This window comes from Microcystis sp. (assembly GCF_048564745.1).
In the GTDB taxonomy this organism is placed as follows: domain Bacteria; phylum Cyanobacteriota; class Cyanobacteriia; order Cyanobacteriales; family Microcystaceae; genus Microcystis; species Microcystis ichthyoblabe_A.
Genome location: NZ_JBLZRT010000006.1, coordinates 19,770 through 38,044, shown reverse-complemented (window position 1 = coordinate 38,044; position 18,275 = coordinate 19,770). Strand labels below are relative to the sequence as shown.

Below are 18,275 nucleotides of genomic sequence, written 5' to 3'. Positions count from 1 at the left end.
ATATTTCGGATACTTTCATCAAGATACAGAAATCGCAGACGGCGATTTGGTCTGAGATTGAATTTGATTGCTGGTATCTACAATTACGAACTTCGTTACCGACAAAAGGATATATCTTGATTACTTTTGCAAGAGATCTACTGTTTCTGATTAAAAAAAACTTGATAATTATCATTGATAAAATCCCACAAGCAAAGAATAATTTGTTTATATCTTCGCAAAATATTCTCGTCAATAATTGTTTTTTTGCCATAATATTTACTGCACTTAACTAAATTAACAACGCCGAAATTGATCTACTAATAACAAGGAAAACTATCTGCTCTTATGGACTTTTTTATGCTTATTTAAACCACGAAAACTCCAGTGTTTGTGCAAGAAAAAATTATAAAACATTAAACCTGCACTCACAATTACTACCGATGCCATGTACCATAGTTTAAATACTTCTACCAAAATAAACATCCAAGCCACGTTAATTAATAAGCCAGAAAACATCACATTATAGTATTTTATCAATTCTGGGAAAAACATTTTTATACTTGTATTAAAAGTATAAAACTTATTTAGGCAAAACCCAATAAAACTTGTATAAATTAGAGCAATAACTACCGATGCAATGTAATGAAATTTGATTTTTTCAGTTAATAAATATATGGAAACAGTATAAATAATATTACAAGTTAAACCAAAAATAAAAAATCGTCGAAATTGTTGACTAGATAGTAAAGAACAAAATTTGTAAAAACTCTTTTGAAGTAGATTAATCATAATTTAGATTACTTTGGCAATAACTTGTTTTACACGATAGTAACTACTATATCGAATAGAGATAAACTGTCCTCACATATTCAAATCCCTCATGATCATAGTCCCCTTTCTGGGATAGGAACCACCCGCGCCCCTCAATTAGTGGCAATTTCCTGGGAACCATCGCTACTGCCATTATCGGCGATTAGCACCTCTCCCGCAATTTTCTGTCGTTCCAGATAATCTCGTGCTTTGCCGATACAGGTGGCCAGGGTTTCCGCCTCGTTGAGACAAGGCATGACGATCGATAATTCTAGAGTAGGTATCTGCTCCTTAGAGGCGGCATCTGCCATGACCTGATTTTCCAGCATAACAATGGCGGTGGAGTCGTTTTGCCCAAGAGTATAACAGGTTATGTACAGCAGTGTCCCAAATTGTTAGCAGACAATCTGCTTATTCTTTTTCCTCTGAGCGGCAATCTATATCTGAAGTTGAATGGCGATCGCTCGGCTGGACTCTCTGACTTTCTTGATTTGGCAATTTGACCCAAATTTTTGAGCAACTGAAATTCTGATGCTATCCTCGCCATCCCACCTGATTATTTGCTAAAATTCATGGCCAAATCTCCTTAACCCCAACTGACCTTACATTTGCTCAAAAGCTATCTGCTTGCTACTGAATTTTTGATGCGTCCGGGACGCATCCCACGGCCAAATATCGCCAATTTCCCCCTAGGCTTTGGGTCTTAAATAAACTAGAGACTGTTGCCAAATTAAAGTGGGTTTATCGTAGTGATCAACCAGGTATAGACAGTTAACATCTTGCCAAAGGATGCGACCAACGAGCAGATCATCGGTGCTTAACTTAATTTCTACTTCCCGTTTCTCTTGAATATAGCTCTGTACTTGTTTAATACTCGGCAGACCAGGATCGAATTGAGACATAATGAGTTTATCGATGAGGTGTTCATCCTCTATTATTCCTGTTGAGTAGCTTTTATTGACGATGAGAATCCCCTTCACCAAATATCAAGGCCTGGGCAATGATTTTATTTTGATAGATAACCGTCACAGTCCCGAACCCCTGATCACACCAGAAATGGCCGTGGCTATGTGCGATCGACATTTTGGCATCGGTGCCGATGGCGTGATTTTTGCGCTTCCCGGCCAAGCAGCAACCGACTACACCATGAGAATTTTCAACTCTGATGGTTCGGAACCGGAAATGTGTGGTAACGGTATTCGCTGTCTAGCCCAATTTATCGCCCGTTTAGAGGCTAACAACGCCATTGGCCGCACCTATCGTATTCATACTCTAGCAGGAACGATTATTCCCCGTTTAGAAGCCAATGAACAGGTAACGGTTGATATGGGACCGCCGCAACTACTAGGCAGTGAAATCCCTACCACTTTGGTCAATGGATCAGAAAAAGTCCTCGCGGTTCCCCTAGAGGTGGAGGGTAAAGATTGGTTAGTTACTTGCGTTAGTATGGGTAATCCCCACTGTGTCACTTTTGTGGATGATCTGGCCTCTATTCCCCTAGAAACTATCGGGCCAAAATTTGAGCATCATCCAGTTTTTCCCCAACGGACTAATGTGGAGTTCGTGGAAGTAATCGCGCCGGATTATATGAAGATGCGTGTCTGGGAAAGAGGAGCGGGAATTACTCTCGCTTGCGGTACTGGTGCTTGTGCTGTGGTAGTGGCTGCCCTATTGACGGGCAAATGCGATCGCAGTTGTACCGTAGAACTGCCCGGTGGTTGTCTTCAGATTCACTGGTCCCAAACTGATAACCGGGTTTACATGACAGGTCCTGCTAAAGCTGTTTTTGAGGGCATTTACACGGTCTAAACCAACCCGCTAGGACGGGGACTGAACTCCCCGAACAGCGCGACGGGATTGTTAATTCTTAGAGACTGGTAATCCAAGCAATGATTCCTTTACCAGTTAACAATTCAATGGCTAAAAGAGAGACAAAGCCAATCATAGCTAGTCTGCCATTCAATTTTTCAGCTTTTTTGGTAAAACCGAGACTGCTAGAACTATCAACGTACATTTTCGGTTCAACAGCAAAATTATTCAGTCTTCCTTGTTCTTCGGTGGTGTAGCCGCGGGCAGTCATGGGGAGGCTCCTTTTGTATGCTTATGTTAAGAAGTGTAACACATTGTTAAGTTATGTTGCAAGTTTTAACAAAAAATTTCTGGGGACTCAGAAAAACTCGATGAGGTGGTCAGTCAACGGCAGGGTTCTAGGCTGTCAGGGTAGTGCTATAGTTCTACCTTATCTGGGTTTATCGATAAAATTTTGCCTTTTTCTTGACAAATTAGTCAGATTGTGGTACCAAAGAGGTATAAACTCGATCGCCTGATCAAGAAAAAGACAAAAACTATCTTAAGGTTGCCAGAGGACTGCCGTTAAACCCCGTAGGGGTTAGCGGGGGATAAATTGCCACCAAAAGCGAACCCAATCCTAGGGAGTCAACTTGTCTTGAGGGAAGATGCTGGGAAGGGTAAGTGTGGGGAGAATAGGGGAAAAACCGCTAGGAAAAACCTGAATAGAATCTTAGTATATAGAGTGGCTAGTAGCCGTAAGTAACGATCGCGCTCACTGTTTTTGTAAATTCTATGGCAGAGATTAGCCCAGAGATCAACCTCATGCAGATAGCGACTATACTCAACCAATATCGATTTGAAATGAGAGGATACAAAGCGCAGGAATTAATCGAGCGCTGGTTGCCCACCTATTCGCTAAATTGGATTCGCATGGCGATTTTAGAAGCACTCTATCAGGGACGTTACAAAGTCATTTCGGTGGAGGAAATCCTCAAAATTTGGCACCGTCGCGGCCATCCTACCTTTCATTTTACGGGGGAATTCGAGCGATTGGTTTGTAAAAACCTGCCAGATTCCCAGTTAAATGGCAAAAAAACAGCAGTTATCCCTAAACAGGAAAAGATCAATATACTTTCTGCCACCCTTGAGCGGCCTTATCCAGAGCCACAAGCGGAAGCCACAAGGGAAGATTCTCTACTAAACTTAGAAACTTCTCTTTTTAATGATCCTCGCAAAGGTATGAGTGATCTGGAGGAATTATTCTCACAGTTAACCCCAGAAACGTCCAAATTCCTTAAATTAGAATCAGTACCTAAATCGCCTAACGGTCATGGAACTAGGGAGAATTTTTCGGCTAATTTTAAACCGGTAATCGATGAGTTTATCCCTTTGTTAGACCCTTCGGAATTATATCCCAAATTAAAAGCTGTGGCTCGATCGCAGTATAAGTAGGGTTGACTGAAAAAGTTTTTCCTAGGGGCAGGGTGTGGGGTGGTGGGGTACTGACACCAATTAATTCCCCGCCCTCAAGAAAAAAAAATCGCCTTGACGATTAGAATAGAGTTAACTTTTCCCCTCAAGGCTCTGCTCAATTAACTAGATTATGACATCCTCCTATTTTGGTCTAGAAACCGAAGAAAATAAACTAATTAACTCTAATAATCTCTCGTTCGCCGCTTCTCTTGGTATTCACGGCCTAATTTTAGCGATTATCTTACCTAATTTCCTCAATAATCCAGCGCAGGAGCCAAAAAAGGAATTACGCAACGTCAATCTGATTGAATTGAACCCTCTAGAGCAGTCACGTCTTCCCAGTCTTGACTCCTCCCTGTCCAGCTTACCCGGACTGCCTAACCTCAATTCGTCTTCTTCCTCTTTGCCTCCTCTCCCCCCCATGGATGGCATCCATAACAGCACCTTACCTCCTTTACCCTCGGTTTCTTCCCTTCCCCCTTTACCTTCCTTACCTCCTTTACCTCCCCTCTCCTCTTTACCCTCCGTCAATATCTATTCCCCTCCCGTGGCATCTATTCCCTCTCCGGGTAGATTACCGATTCCTCGCAATTTTCCCACTTCTACCCCCAGTTTACCTAGTCCTCCTTCTGTTCCCACGCTGCCAGAGAATAATAATCTGCCTAGGGAGACTAATAACCAACAGATGCCGCCTTACTTCGATCCCTACCAAGATAATCTAACTTTAGATAGATTGCGAAATTCGCCCCGTAGTGCATCGCAACAGGCGCAGGAACAATTAAACAATTCCTTGGCCCGCACGCCGGAGCCGAATGGTCAATCGCCCCTCGATGAACAGCGTCGTCAACAATTAATGTGGGAAATGCGGGAACGTTTGCGCTCCCTAGAGGCGGACAAAAGCAATACCAGTAACGAGGAGGCCATGAGAAATCAGGTGGATTGGCTGGCCAGAGTCCAAAAAAGTAATCCTAACGCCTTAAATGAACTAAATCAGCCCAATCAGGGCAGCAGAGGCATAACTACCGTCAATTTGACTGGTAATTATCCCGCCACGGCTTGTTCCCGTCAATTAGCGGGGACGGCGGTTTATGGGGTGACGGTGGATGCTCAAGGGCGCCTCAGCAGTGAACCCCAGTTGATTAAAAGTGCCGGCTTCCCGATTTTCAATCAACAGGGGGCTAGGGAAGTACGCTTAACTCGCTTTAATAATCCCAGTGGTGAGTCGAGAATCTATCAGGTGCGAGTCAGTTTTGCCCCTAACCCGGAAGTGTGTCGAGGTGCGATCGCTAATCCCCCAAAACCGGAGGGTAGTAACCTCAATACTCGTAACTCCCCCCCCGTAACGCCAGCAATTGAAACCCCGCAACCCGCCGTTAGTCCCCAACCGGATAACGTCAAGCCGCCCGAAACCACAGGTCCAAATCCAGTCCAAACCCAGCCAGAACCGCCCAAAGAAGCGATAATCGAAGAAAAAGCCCCAGAAGCTCCCCCCCAAACCCCCGCTCTCAATCAGCCGGAGGTTTCCCCCGCTAGTCCCCCCACTAGCCAAAATCCTCAACCCCTGAGCGAGGAAGCCTTGCCCCCGGGTCCGCCGGCGGAAGCTAAAACTGAACCAGAAAGTTAGGCCTTTTCAGTGATCAGTTATCAGTTATCAGTTATCAGATGTGAGTTTTAAGTTTACTGATTACTGAAAAAAACTCTCATCTCCCTAGTCCATAATTCGATCCCTCCTTAATCCCCCCTTAATAAGGGGGGGCCGATCCCCCCTTAATCCCCCCTTAATAAGGGGGGCATCTGATAATTTTTAACGGCTACCTACTTATTTTTACTTAAATGATTTCCACTTCCCAGATACCCGATTCTTTTGTCTCACCTTGCCGTCGCGCCTCGGTTAGTCGTACTACCAAAGAAACCGATGTACAGGTGACGATCGATCTTGATGGTAGCGGCAATTGTCGCGCCCAGACAGGAATTCCCTTTCTTGATCATATGTTGCAGCAAATCGCCTCCCACGCTGCGATTGATCTCGATGTGCGTGCCACCGGAGATCTAGAAATTGATGACCATCACACCAATGAAGACGTGGGAATCACCCTCGGACAAGCTTTACTGCAAGCTTTAGGCGACAAAAAAGGGATCGTCCGTTTCGGGCATTTTGTCGCCCCTCTCGATGAAGCTTTAGTGCAGGTTGCCCTCGATTTTTCCGGTCGTCCCCACCTCAGTTATGGTCTAGAAATTCCCACCCAAAGAGTGGGAACCTACGATACTCAGCTAGTGCGGGAATTTTTTGTCGCTTTGGTCAATCACAGTCAAATGACCCTACATATTCGCCAATTAGACGGGATTAATTCCCATCATATTATTGAGGCTACTTTTAAAGCTTTTGCCCGGGCGATGAGTGGGGCCATAGCGATCGATCCCCGTCGCGCCGGTATAATTCCCAGTTCTAAGGGAGTTTTATAGAAGCACTGCTTAACCGAATTAACGTTAGCTTAGAAGCCCATAATTTGAGCAACTTGGGTTAATTCGGGAGCAATCCCAGATTTTAGTTGGTTATTGCTGTATTTTACCGCCGAATCTGGGTCTTTTAGTCCATTTCCCGTTAAAACACACACTACGGTGGCCCCATCGGGAACCTGTTGATGCACTTTTAATAATCCTGCCACAGAAGCGGCGCTGGCTGGTTCACAGAAAACCCCCTCTTGGCCCCCTAAAATCCGATAGGCTGCCAATATTTCCTCATCGCTGACCGCGTGAAATTGCCCTTGACTAGCGTGACTAGCAGCCCAAGCTTTTTCCCAGTTAGCGGGGTTGCCGATACGGATAGCCGTGGCTAGGGTTTCGGGATGGTCAACCGGTTGTTTGGAGATAAAAGGGGCAGCCCCAGCGGCCTGAAAACCCATCATCTTCGGCAGTCGGTCACATTTGCCTATCTGGTGATACTGACAGAATCCCATCCAATAGGCGCTAATATTGCCCGCGTTACCCACGGGAATACATAACCAGTCGGGGGCATTACCCAAGACATCGACAATCTCGAAAGCAGCAGTTTTTTGACCCTCTAAACGGTAGGGATTGACGGAATTGACTAAAGTTACGGGATAATTTTCTGATAGTTGGCGGACAATCTTGAGGGCATCATCGAAGTTGCCATTAATAGCGATGACTTCGGCTCCATACAATAAAGCCTGGGCCAATTTTCCTAAGGCCACATAACCATCGGGGATAATCACAAAGGCCCGCATCCCGGCCCTTCTTGCATAGGCTGCCGCCGCCGCCGAGGTGTTCCCGGTACTGGCACAAATCACCGCTTTTGCCCCTTCTTCCTTAGCTTTCGAGATGGCCATGGTCATGCCCCGGTCTTTAAAGCTGCCGGTGGGATTTAAGCCATCATATTTGACAAAAACCTTGACATCGCGCCCGATTTGTGCTGAGAGATAGGGGGCGGGGATCAGGGGTGTATTGCCTTCTAGGAGGGTAATTACAGGGGTTTTACTGCTTACGGGCAGAAATTGGCGATATTCTTCGATCAAACCGCGCCAGCCGCCGATAGACGAGGATTTAGTGGGTGATTGGGGGATCGATCGAGAAATAATTGTCATAGCCTTAAGGATACAGATTTGATTAGATGGCCTAACTTCCTATTTTATCGAATAAGCAGGCCAAAAAATTAATCTTGATCGCCCGATTCAGATTCATGGGAGTTAAAACAGGGATGCAGGGAGATAAAAGGCAATAACAGCAAATACATGACCTTTTTAGGCAAAAAATTGTCATTTTATCGCTATAAATTTGGTTTTTTGCCTTTTTTGTCTTTCAGAGGTTGATTTAATTAGGGTTTACTGAATAAATCTAAAAACCTTCTGAAAATCGGTAAAACCCAACACCCACCAAGAAACTTTTTCAGTAAACCCTAATTAGCAGTAGTGCCAGATTAATTTCTTAGCTAGGATAGGCAAGAGGCAGCTGGAAAAAATTCTCCTGTCTCCTGTCACGGCTGCTGGCAGTAAATAATTTTCCACGCATCTGATGTTCAAACTCAAGCAACTATGTGTCAACTTTTAGGCATGAATTGTAATGTCCCCACGGATATCTGTTTTTCCTTCGAGGGATTTTGTGCGCGGGGGGGAAAAACCGACGAACATCGAGACGGTTGGGGAATCGCTTTTTTTGAGGGTTTAGGTTGTCGAACTTTTATTGATGTTAAACCCTCGATCGCTTCTCCGATTGCGGAATTAATTAAAAACTATCCGATCCATTCTACCAATGTTATCGCCCATATTCGCAAAGCCACCCAAGGAGAAATTAAACTAGAAAACTGTCATCCTTTTCGGCGGGAATTGTGGGGAAAATATTGGGTTTTTGCCCATAATGGTCATTTAGAAAATTTCTCACCTCCTGCGGGAGATTTTTATCAACCGGTTGGGGACACGGATTCGGAAAAAGCTTTCTGTTTAATTCTTAATACCCTGCGAGAGACTTTTCCCCAGGGCAAACCCTCCCTACAACAACTCTATCAAGTCCTAAAAACTATCACAAACTCTATCGCTTGTCAAGGAATTTTTAATTATCTTTTATCCGATGGTGAACATTTTTTTGCCCATTGTTCGACAAAATTAAGCTATATAATCCGTCAATATCCTTTTGCCCATGCTCATTTAATTGATGAAGATGTGAGCGTTGATTTTCAAGCTTTAGCTCATCCAGGCGATCAAGTGGCAATTATTGCCACTACACCCTTAACTGATAATGAAGTTTGGACACCGATTAATGCAGGAGAATTATTAGTTTTTCAGGAGGGCGCAGCAATTTTAAGTTAATCTTACCAGTGGTCACTTTGTCGAGATTTTTCTAAGTCAATTAACTGAGTTTTTAGCCCTAACCAATCTAATTGATGGGCGAGGCAATCTGAACCAATTTTTCCCGCTTCTAGATAAATGACTCGCTCGGCAAATTCCTCTAAAAAATCTAGTTGATGATTGACCATAATTATCGTCATTGAACTTTGATTATTTAATACTTCTAATAACCTGCTGGCCGTGCCTGTATCTAGAGCGGAGGTGGGTTCATCTAATAACAGTATGCTCGGTTCTAACAGCAAAGCTCTGGTAATTGCCACTAATTGTCTTTGTCCTAAAGATAATTCTAACTCCCCGCGCTCAAACCACTGTTCAGGAATCTTTAATAGGGATGTCCAACGGTCAATTCTCTGATTAATTTCCGCAGGAGTAAGTTTTTTTAATTGCAAAGGATAAGCGAGAGCATCTCGAACAGTCATCCCTAATAATTTCGACTCTTGTAGCAATAAAACTATCTGTTGTCGCAGGGAAATAACCGGTATTTCCTGAATCGATTTACCTTGAAAATAAATATTTCCCGTGCTTGGTTCCTGCAAACGATTTAACAATCGTAAAATAGTCGTTTTTCCTGCCCCAGATGCTCCGACAATAGCTAACTTTTCTCCTTGCTTGATGCTAAAAGTAATATCTTCTAACAGATAAGCGCTGCCGCGTCGGATAGCTAAATTTACTTGCTCTAGTTCTAAAATCAAGATCGGTCTTTTCCTTACTTAGTTCAAATTTATTATATAATGAAAATAGCCCAATGAGTTCGGCAGGTATTCCCCATGGTTAGTCAAGTTAACAAAAACGAGATTATCTATCCTGAGAGCGACGGTAAACCGATGGCAGATAATACTAAACAATTTCACTGGATAGTAACGATTAAGCAGAATCTCGACTGGTTATATATCGATGATCCCCAGGTATTTGTAGCGGGGGATCTGTTGTGGTATCCCGTGGAAGGCCAGCCGAAAATTGCCGATGCTCCTGATACGATGGTAGTATTTGGCAGACCGAAAGGCGATCGAGGTTCCTACAAACAATGGCAAGAAGATAATCTTGCTCCTCAAGTCGTCTTTGAGATTCTTTCTCCCAATAATACCTCCATCGAAATGGCCAAAAAATTGCTATTTTATGATCGCTATGGAGTCCAAGAATACTACGTCTATGATCCCGATGATAATAGTCTAGAAGCTTGGCAGCGAATTGGTGACAGTTTAGACAGTGTTAGTGAGGTTAATAATTGGGTGAGTCCCCGTTTAGGCATTCGTTTTGCCTTAACCGACGAGTTAAAAATTTATCGTCCTGATGGTACTCAATTCTTGTCCTACAGCGAAATTAATCAACTACTGGAGCAGGAAAAGCAACGGGCAGAAAATGAACGCCAACGCGCAGAAAATGAACGCCAACGCGCAGAACAGGTCAATCAGCAGTTAGCAGAAATGGAGGCAAAACTGCAAAAATATCGTCAACTTTTTGGGGAATTACCTAACTAGGGTTTGCGGCAAAAAGTTTTTCGGTGGGGGCAGGGTGTGGGGTGTGGGGTGTGGGGTGTAGGGTTTTACCCATTTTCAGGGAAAAAGTGCCTAAATTTCCCCCCCGATCACCCCAAGGTCTGGGACTTTTGGATTTCAAAAAGGTCTAAAAGCCTTATCCAACAAGGTTTTTAGATTTATTTAGCCAGCCCTAACTAAAATCTTCACTAGCGACGGGAGTATAACGAAAAAAGAGGACTGGTTAGTCCTCTTAACAAGATTAGTTTTCGCTAAATGATAAACACAGAATGATTGCCGGGCCTAGTAGGCTAGACCCATGCTGCGGGTGGTTTCTGCTCCGAGATAAACCCGAATGCTCAAGAAATCCGTCGGACAAGCGGTTTCGCAACGTTTGCAACCAACACAATCTTCCGTGCGGGGGGAAGAGGCAATCTGGGCAGCTTTACAGCCATCCCAGGGGACCATTTCCAGCACGTCGAGGGGACAAGCCCGAACGCATTGGGTGCAACCGATACAGGTATCGTAAATTTTAACGCTATGAGACATTGAATTATGACTCCTTACCGAGTGTTCTCCATGTTAAATTTCGGGTTTATCGGTTAGTTTACCTTACAGCGATCTGTTCATCGCTTGATCGGTGACATAACTTTAAACTCTGTAACACTTGGGGCTAAATGGCGATCGCTAGTTGGGGATCGAGTAATCCTAAAATAGCCTTAAAGAATTGCTTGCCAAGGTTACGGGGGGAACCGAAAAAGGTAATCTGGATCGCAAGATAATTTATTTCGTTTGCCAGTATGACAGAAATAGCGATCGAATCGATCCTACAGGAAAATCGGCTGTTTCCCCCCAGTGCCGAATTTGCCCAGAATGCCACCATTAAAAGCCTTGAAGAATACCAGCAACTCTACGCCAAAGCCAAGGCCGATCCCCCAGCTTTTTGGGCCCAATTAGCCGAAAAAGAACTACATTGGTTTGAAAAATGGTCAGAGGTTCTTGACTGGCAGCCCCCCTTTGCTAAATGGTTCGTCAACGGCAAGATTAATATTTGTTACAACTGTATTGACAGACATCTCACCACCTGGAGACGTAATAAAGCCGCCATCATCTGGGAAGGAGAACCGGGGGACAGCCGCACCATTACCTATGAACAGCTACACCGAGAAGTCTGTCAATTTGCCAACGCTTTAAAGGAATTAGGCGTTAAAAAAGGCGATGTGGTCGGAATTTATATGCCGATGATTCCCGAAGCGGCCATCGCCATGTTAGCCTGTGCCAGAATTGGTGCGCCCCACAGTGTAGTTTTTGGGGGATTTAGTGCCGATGCTTTGCGCGATCGTCTTAATGATGCGGCCGCTAAGGTGGTAATCACTGCCGATGGTGGTTTCCGCAAGGATAAAGTCGTTGCCCTCAAGGAACAGGTAGATCTGGCTCTAGCCGATAATAGCGCCCCCAGTGTGGAAAAAGTTCTCGTTGTCCAGCGCAGCAAGGAACCCATCAATATGGTTGCCGATCGCGATTACTGGTGGCATGATCTACAAAAACAGGTATCTGCTAACTGTCCGGCCGAACCGATGGATAGCGAAGATATGTTATTTATCCTCTATACCAGTGGTTCCACCGGCAAACCGAAAGGAGTCGTCCACACCACCGGCGGTTATAATCTCTACACCCATGTCACCTGCAAATGGATTTTTGACCTGAAAGACACCGATGTTTACTGGTGTACTGCCGATGTGGGTTGGATTACCGGCCATAGTTATATCGTTTACGGACCGCTTTCCAATGGTGCCACCACGGTAATGTATGAAGGGGTTCCCCGTCCCTCTAATTTAGGCTGTTTTTGGGATGTAATCGAGAAATATCGGGTTAATATCTTTTATACTGCCCCCACTGCTATCCGCGCTTTTATCAAAATGGGTGAAGATATCCCCAATAGCCGGGATTTATCCTCTTTGCGCTTACTGGGAACCGTGGGAGAACCGATTAACCCGGAAGCGTGGATGTGGTATCACCGAGTTATCGGTAAGGAAAAATGTCCGATTGTCGATACTTGGTGGCAAACGGAAACCGGGGGAATTATGATTACTCCCTTACCCGGGGCAATTGCCACCAAACCGGGGTCAGCAACCCTACCTTTCCCCGGTATTATGGCCGAAGTGGTGGACTTAGACGGTAATCCCGCCCAAGCGAATGAGGGGGGTTATCTGGTGGTCAAACATCCCTGGCCCGGTATGATGCGAACAGTCTATAAAAATCCCGATCGCTTCCGCAATACCTACTGGGAACAGATCGCCCCCAAAGATGGCCAATATCTCTATTTTGCCGGGGATGGTAGCCGTCGGGACGAAGACGGTTATTTCTGGGTAATGGGGCGCGTCGATGACGTGATGAGCGTTTCTGGCCACCGTTTAGGGACAATGGAGATCGAATCAGCTTTAGTATCTCATCCCGCAGTAGCAGAGGCGGCTGTGGTGGGACGACCGGATGAAATTAAGGGGGAAGAAGTCTATGCTTTTGTGACTCTCGAGGGGCATTATGAAGCGAGTCCGGAGTTAGCGCAAGCATTAAAAGACCACGTTGTCAAGGAAATTGGCATTATTGCCCGACCGGGAGAAATCCGTTTTACCGATGTGCTGCCAAAAACGCGATCGGGTAAAATTATGCGTCGTCTCTTGCGAACTTTAGCATCAGGTCAAGAGATTTCCGGTGATACTTCTACTCTAGAGGATCGATCGGTTTTGGATAAATTGCGCCAAGGTGCGTAATTTAATTGGCGGTTTTTCCTAGTAGTTAGGGTGAGGAATAAGAGTTAATCTTATCTCACTCTAACGGGAGTGATTCTCGGTGAACATATTTGCTCAAGCACCAAATCTATAGCTAATAATAATCCTCTTTAAAAGGTATAGGAGAATGGGAAGTGTGGAGTCGGTTGTCAATACCAAATTAGCTAATAAGCTCTCTTAATTTTTTGTGTGATAAGTTTAGATTATCTAGAAGCGATCAATCTTTGTGTCCTTTGTGTCTTTGTGGTTCGTTCCAGTTGGTCTCGCGTAGCGAGCGCGTTGCGACCGCCAGCAGGAATGTATCCTATAATATATTTTACCCACCTAACCCAAGAGAGCCGATCATACTTCATGTTTATAAGAAAGGCTGTAATAATTAAAGATAAGAGCGAATTGAAATTATAGGAGTTTAATCAATGACCACCACCACTACTACCGATAATGATTTAAAAAGACTAGAAGATTTAATCCTCAATGGACAGAAGATAATCGAACATCGATTCAACGAGATCGACAATCGACTCACTACCATGGACAATCGACTCACTACCATGGAAACTCGACTCACTACCATGGAAACTCGACTGATTGAGGTTGACAATCGATTGAAGGTGATCGAGAATGGACAAGCGGAAATGAAAGCTGATGTCAAAACTGTTCAAAAAGATACTACCGATTTAAAGATTGAACTCACGGAAGTTAAAGGTGATATTAAAACTCTTGATAGTAAATTTGATGACATGAATAAACGCTTAGAGAAAGTCGAAGGAACCCAAAAAAATCAAATTTGGACATTGATAACTGTCCTAAGTGGTTCCTTACTAGCCGTGGGATTTAGAAGTTTTTTTATCGACAATAATCCCTAATCTCAGCAAGAGAATTGCTATATAACAGTTTTATGAGAAAGGCTGTTAATTAATCGTCGCTGTTCCCTTTTCTCTTCTCTTAGCATTAACTTGAATTTTGTCTGGCTACTTCAAATGACTGATAACTAAATATTAATAATTATCGTACCTCATGAGATTAGGAAATTCTCTAAAAAAGCAAAAAGGGAAATATATTCCCTTTTTCTAGCTTTTATGGACCCATATCCTAAACGATTTCGGGTTTAACACCCCTTTGGTCGAGAATTTTCTGTAATTCCGCTTCGTCGGTTTTGGTCAAAGAAGTGCGTAACACTTTACCTCCGTAGGGGGCCACTTCATCGAGGACCTTATCGGGGGTAACTTTTTGGACGAGAACAAAGAGAGCAGATGTACCTGGCTGCAGGGTTTCTCCCAATTCCCGCATAAAATTGTCATCCACACCGATATCACTTAAAGCACCTCCCAAAGCGCCACCAGCAGCACCGAGGACGGCCCCTAATAAAGGGGATAAAAAGAGCATTCCGATTAATAACCCCCAGAAACTGCCACTAGCGGCTCCCGCTGCCGTTAAATTGACCGCTTGCTTGAGTTTAATCTCACCATCTTTGTTTTTAACCACTACGGCAGCATCTTCTAGCTCGATCAGATGTTCCCGTTGCAGCTTGGCCAAAGTTAAACGAACTTCTTCCGCTTTAAATTCGTCCTCATAGGCGATGACAAATAGATCAGCCATAGTTTTTCCTCGATTATTAACAAATAAAACCTTTATACACTACTTTTGCCGGATTAAAAGTTTGAGGTACCGGAGAATACCGAAAACCCATGGGGATTAGGTGTCATAAATACGCGCTTCAAAAGCATCGGGATTTTCTTGACAGTATTCCTCAAAATAGGTTTTTTCCGGTTTTTTAGCGCGTTGGTGTGCCAATTCTGCCTGTAATTCCTCAACAATATCCCAAGCTGCGGCACAATCGGGAGAATTTCCTCCTTTTTCAGCACAGACTGCCCGGGCAATATCTCTAGCTTTGATAATCTCCGCTTCTAAATCAAGACTGCGGGGCTTTTCGACGGCGTTACCTTTATGGAGAATGTCACTAACAGAGATAACACCGAGCAAACCGCCTTTAATTACCGGTGCGAAACGAATACCAGTATTAGCAAATAAGCGGGCCACATATTCAACCCCGAGGTCGGGATTAATCACGATGCAGGGTTTGCTCATCACTTCATAGACGCGCACTTTTTGCGGATCTTGACCGAAAGCGACGACTTTATAGACAATATCGGTTTCGGTGATAATTCCGTAAGCATCTTCATCGTGACGGCGATCAACAATGAGAGTTCTAATGTTCTTTTCTCTCATCAATTGCACCGCTTTGGCAACGGTTTCAGAACCTTTAATCTTGGCCACCTCCGTGGTCATAATTTCAGCTGCTTTCATAGTCATAGTTGGAGAAGTTAAGTTGTGCCTTTGTTATTTTAGGGTATAAACTGACCCCTAATACTGACGGCTGACGGCTAAAAAACTGATCCCCTATTAACGCCATTCCACCAGTTGTCGTTCTTGGACAACCAAACCATATACTGTCTCGGTTTGACGGGCTAAATTCGCCCAATGAAAGCGTTTTTCTAGGTCTTCATAGGCGTTATTAACTAATTTTTGGGCGTATTCGGGATGATTTAAAACCTCCAAAATGCCCCAAGCGAGGGAATCGGGATTATTGACCCGGGTGACAATTCCCGTTTGACCATGACGGACAACTTCGGGAAAACCGCAGGTATCGGAAACTACCACGGGAACCCTAGCGGCGAAACTTTCCAGGGCGACAATGCCAAAAGGTTCGTAAAGACTGGGAAAAACGGCACAATCGGCCACGGTTTGGAAGCGATCGAGGTTTTCATCGGACATAAAGCCCGTAAAATAACAATGATGCCAGATACCGAGATGCCAGGCCTGTTGTTTAAGTTTGTCGGTATTGCCGCCACCGATAATAACAAATTTAGTTTTAGCCCCAGTCTGAGCGAGGACTTTTGGGGCAGCGTTGAGTAACACCGAAACCCCCTTTTCAAAGGTCATGCGCCCGACGTAATAGACGATTTTTTCGTAATCTTCGGCATATTGACGACGAAAAGCTCGGTAATCAAAGTTAGGGTCTCTTTGCTTTTTCTCGGCCCGAATACCGTTATAAACCACATCGATTTTATCCCAGGGTGCGCCCAAGGCCCGATGGACTTCATGACGCATATAGCCGGTACAGACGATGACGCGCCAAGCATTATAGACGAGGGTTCCCTCTTTGCCGGCGATATAGCGTTGGGTGTCGGTGTGCAGTCCGTTATAACGTCCGTATTCCGTGGCGTGAATCGTGGCAATCAGGGGTATTTTAAAGAGATGTTTCAGGGCGATGGCTGCATCCCCTACTAACCAATCGTGGGCGTGAACAAGGTCAAATTTTCCGTATTCGGCGATTATTTTGCCGCCTTGTTGTCCCATGCTGTTATTCATGTTGACCACCCAATGGAAAAAGTCATTGCCGGGGGGTACGGGGACGCGGTGGATGTGAATACCTTCCACCAGTTCATAACTGGGGGCCTGACCGAATTCGATCGTGATTAAATGGACTTCATGACCGAGTTTGACGATTTCGGGATAGAGTTCGGCGACATGGCGGGCGATACCGCCCACTAATCGCGGTGGAAATTCCCACGCTAACACTAAAATCCTCATTTTTCCCTAACCTCGACCTGATTTAAGCTGGTAAGTAATCATTACATCCCCATGGTATCTATTTTGGCTCTGGTTTCTTCCTCTAATTGCCACTCTCCCTGCGCCAGTCTTAAGAGGATTTCTTGTCGCCACTTGCTTAATTGTTCCTGAAAAGCGGCCGTTTGTAGATCGTTGCGCCAGAAAATTAGGGCTGATTCGCCAGTTTGCGGATAATAATTTTTGCGCTCTCCAGCGATGCGGAAGCCAAAATGCTCGTAGAGTGCGATCGCTGACTGGTTCGATACCCTTACCTCTAGCGTAGCCCTTTCCAGTTGTCTTTGTACAGCCTTTTCAAGCAGTTTGTAGAGAAGCAGTTTTCCTAATCCTTGTCTTTGATAGTCGGGATAAATTGCCAGGAGGGTAATATGCGCTTCTTCGAGAATTGCCCAAAAACAAGCCAATCCGATCAGGGTTTCCTCCTCCTGGTCCGGGGTAAGAATTAATAATTCACTGTTGGGGCTGTTTAATTCCCGTTCATAACCAGATAGGGTCCAAATACCGCCGAGACTGCTGCGATCGAGGGACACCATGGCGGCAAGATGCTCTGATTTTGGGGTTTTAAGCTGTATTTTTGGCATTGATCGGGGAAGGGAGCAGGGTGTGGGGTGTGGGGTGTGGGGGGAGTGGGAATTATGAATTATGAATTATGAATTGGGGAAGTGGGGAAGTGGGGAAGTGGGGAAATTCAACTAAAACCCCAAAACCCCAAAACCCCAACACCTAAAACCTGTCTCCTGTCTCCTGAATCCTGTCTCCTGAATCCAATGGTAGATGTGGGATTTTTGCAGGAGTCCTATTTTCCGACAAAGATAAGCAAAAGTTATTTATTGACTGGAAAAACTTGAAAATATTTAAATTAACATTCCGCAATATTTATAAATTCTTAAAAATTAATTGAGAAAGATTTTTATTTAACAACGATGTTATAATGGTTACAGCGATTTTACTGAATTTCATAATGCGTTGTTTTGTGCTTTTTTGTCCAGCAAGGGTTGAAACCCTTGCCACACCTAGAAGGTGATCCTAATTAAGGCGGGTAAATGAGTCAATTTCACCCACAACGATGATCTTTTTTTTATGTAGTTTTATTGCAAAAGAAAAGTTTTTTTGACAAAAAGCACAAAGTATGATAAGAACCAACTTATTTCTGGCTGCGAGTAATTATTAAACCTCTTGCATAATTAGTTTTTCAGGATTCAAAAACGGTAAAAATAAGGATAAAATGGCATAAAGTGTGTAAATAGACTATTTAACTGATTATTATTCATTCTTAATTCTCCTGACTACTGACTCCTGACTCCTAACCCTAGCAACAATTTTTGGTTTTTACAAAAGCCCTATTGTAGAGGGGGAAAAGGGAAAAGGGAGAGGGGAGAAAAGCTGACGGCATTTTTTGGGCGGCCATCGTTAAGCGTTTTAATCTGGTTCTTAACATTTTGCCAGTATTCTCAAAATTGAATAGT

18 protein-coding genes and 2 pseudogenes are annotated in these 18,275 nt (G+C 44.2%); 9 read left to right on the top strand and 11 right to left on the bottom strand.

Annotated elements, in window-relative coordinates:
• Positions 1-120 (top strand): annotated as a pseudogene (locus tag ACOCD9_RS00810) (IS5/IS1182 family transposase); the annotation flags it as partial.
• A gap of 195 nt (positions 121-315) precedes the next feature.
• On the opposite strand, the gene ACOCD9_RS00805 reads toward ACOCD9_RS00810, so the two are convergent.
• The 3 genes and pseudogenes from ACOCD9_RS00805 to ACOCD9_RS00795 form a co-directional block, all read right to left on the bottom strand.
• Entirely contained in the window at positions 316-771 is a 456-nt protein-coding gene (locus tag ACOCD9_RS00805; RefSeq protein WP_419546155.1) for a GtrA family protein, read from the bottom strand.
• 137 nt (positions 772-908) lie between these two features.
• Positions 909-1,121, bottom strand: a pseudogene (locus ACOCD9_RS00800) (glycosyltransferase); the annotation flags it as partial.
• A gap of 360 nt (positions 1,122-1,481) precedes the next feature.
• Complete coding sequence (locus ACOCD9_RS00795) at positions 1,482-1,694, bottom strand: Hfq-related RNA-binding protein (RefSeq protein ID WP_002756689.1); 213 nt, start codon at positions 1,692-1,694, stop codon at positions 1,482-1,484.
• A gap of 61 nt (positions 1,695-1,755) precedes the next feature.
• Between ACOCD9_RS00795 and dapF the strand changes: the two genes are divergently transcribed.
• The gene (gene dapF, locus ACOCD9_RS00790; protein WP_419546154.1) at positions 1,756-2,601 is read left to right on the top strand and encodes a diaminopimelate epimerase; all 846 of its coding nucleotides are present in this window, start codon (positions 1,756-1,758) and stop codon (positions 2,599-2,601) included.
• Positions 2,602-2,659: 58 nt separating this feature from the next.
• On the opposite strand, the gene ACOCD9_RS00785 is transcribed toward dapF, so the two are convergent.
• Entirely contained in the window at positions 2,660-2,872 is a 213-nt protein-coding gene (locus tag ACOCD9_RS00785) for a chlorophyll a/b-binding protein (protein ID WP_002732553.1), read from the bottom strand.
• 503 nt (positions 2,873-3,375) lie between these two features.
• Here ACOCD9_RS00785 and ACOCD9_RS00780 point away from each other — a divergent pair.
• From ACOCD9_RS00780 to hisB, 3 genes are all read left to right on the top strand, one after another.
• The gene (locus tag ACOCD9_RS00780) at positions 3,376-4,035 is read left to right on the top strand and encodes a hypothetical protein (RefSeq protein WP_287700300.1); all 660 of its coding nucleotides are present in this window, start codon (positions 3,376-3,378) and stop codon (positions 4,033-4,035) included.
• A 151-nt stretch (positions 4,036-4,186) separates the two neighbouring features.
• The gene (locus ACOCD9_RS00775; RefSeq protein WP_419546153.1) at positions 4,187-5,680 is read left to right on the top strand and encodes a TonB protein; all 1,494 of its coding nucleotides are present in this window, start codon (positions 4,187-4,189) and stop codon (positions 5,678-5,680) included.
• A 209-nt stretch (positions 5,681-5,889) separates the two neighbouring features.
• Complete coding sequence (gene hisB / locus ACOCD9_RS00770) at positions 5,890-6,519, top strand: imidazoleglycerol-phosphate dehydratase HisB (protein ID WP_002801689.1); 630 nt, start codon at positions 5,890-5,892, stop codon at positions 6,517-6,519.
• A 29-nt stretch (positions 6,520-6,548) separates the two neighbouring features.
• On the opposite strand, the gene thrC is transcribed toward hisB, so the two are convergent.
• Positions 6,549-7,658 (bottom strand): threonine synthase, encoded by a 1,110-nt coding sequence (gene thrC / locus ACOCD9_RS00765; protein ID WP_008203543.1) that lies wholly within the window; start codon positions 7,656-7,658, stop codon positions 6,549-6,551.
• 447 nt (positions 7,659-8,105) lie between these two features.
• Between thrC and ACOCD9_RS00760 the strand changes: the two genes are divergently transcribed.
• Complete coding sequence (locus ACOCD9_RS00760; RefSeq protein ID WP_353737342.1) at positions 8,106-8,876, top strand: class II glutamine amidotransferase; 771 nt, start codon at positions 8,106-8,108, stop codon at positions 8,874-8,876.
• Positions 8,877-8,878: 2 nt separating this feature from the next.
• Here the strand turns inward: ACOCD9_RS00760 and ACOCD9_RS00755 are convergent, their stop codons facing one another.
• Entirely contained in the window at positions 8,879-9,607 is a 729-nt protein-coding gene (locus ACOCD9_RS00755; RefSeq protein WP_419546152.1) for an ABC transporter ATP-binding protein, read from the bottom strand.
• Between the two features lie 75 nt (positions 9,608-9,682).
• Here ACOCD9_RS00755 and ACOCD9_RS00750 point away from each other — a divergent pair, with 75 nt between their 5' ends.
• Positions 9,683-10,393 carry a Uma2 family endonuclease gene (locus ACOCD9_RS00750; protein ID WP_287714832.1) on the top strand — a complete coding sequence of 237 codons (711 nt, stop codon included), beginning with the start codon at positions 9,683-9,685 and terminating at the stop codon, positions 10,391-10,393.
• A gap of 300 nt (positions 10,394-10,693) precedes the next feature.
• On the opposite strand, the gene psaC is transcribed toward ACOCD9_RS00750, so the two are convergent.
• Entirely contained in the window at positions 10,694-10,939 is a 246-nt protein-coding gene (gene psaC / locus ACOCD9_RS00745) for a photosystem I iron-sulfur center protein PsaC (RefSeq protein WP_002764973.1), read from the bottom strand.
• Positions 10,940-11,190: 251 nt separating this feature from the next.
• Here psaC and acs point away from each other — a divergent pair, with 251 nt between their 5' ends.
• Together acs and ACOCD9_RS00735 are read left to right on the top strand one after the other, a co-directional pair.
• Positions 11,191-13,161 carry an acetate--CoA ligase gene (acs, locus tag ACOCD9_RS00740; RefSeq protein ID WP_419546151.1) on the top strand — a complete coding sequence of 657 codons (1,971 nt, stop codon included), beginning with the start codon at positions 11,191-11,193 and terminating at the stop codon, positions 13,159-13,161.
• A 434-nt stretch (positions 13,162-13,595) separates the two neighbouring features.
• Positions 13,596-14,045 carry a hypothetical protein gene (locus ACOCD9_RS00735; protein ID WP_271947462.1) on the top strand — a complete coding sequence of 150 codons (450 nt, stop codon included), beginning with the start codon at positions 13,596-13,598 and terminating at the stop codon, positions 14,043-14,045.
• Between the two features lie 226 nt (positions 14,046-14,271).
• Here the strand turns inward: ACOCD9_RS00735 and ACOCD9_RS00730 are convergent, their stop codons facing one another.
• The 4 genes from ACOCD9_RS00730 to rimI all read right to left on the bottom strand — a co-directional run bounded on the left by ACOCD9_RS00730 (position 14,272) and on the right by rimI (position 17,390).
• Positions 14,272-14,778: a DUF1269 domain-containing protein gene (locus tag ACOCD9_RS00730; RefSeq protein ID WP_419546150.1), complete on the bottom strand. Its 507-nt coding sequence runs from the start codon at positions 14,776-14,778 to the stop codon at positions 14,272-14,274.
• 96 nt (positions 14,779-14,874) lie between these two features.
• On the bottom strand, positions 14,875-15,492 hold the full coding sequence (locus tag ACOCD9_RS00725; protein ID WP_002756663.1) for a CP12 domain-containing protein: 618 nt from the start codon (positions 15,490-15,492) through the stop codon (positions 14,875-14,877).
• 90 nt (positions 15,493-15,582) lie between these two features.
• Positions 15,583-16,773 (bottom strand): glycosyltransferase family 4 protein, encoded by a 1,191-nt coding sequence (locus tag ACOCD9_RS00720; RefSeq protein WP_419546149.1) that lies wholly within the window; start codon positions 16,771-16,773, stop codon positions 15,583-15,585.
• 41 nt (positions 16,774-16,814) lie between these two features.
• Positions 16,815-17,390 carry a ribosomal protein S18-alanine N-acetyltransferase gene (gene rimI / locus ACOCD9_RS00715; protein ID WP_419546148.1) on the bottom strand — a complete coding sequence of 192 codons (576 nt, stop codon included), beginning with the start codon at positions 17,388-17,390 and terminating at the stop codon, positions 16,815-16,817.
• Positions 17,391-18,275 lie beyond the last annotated feature (885 nt).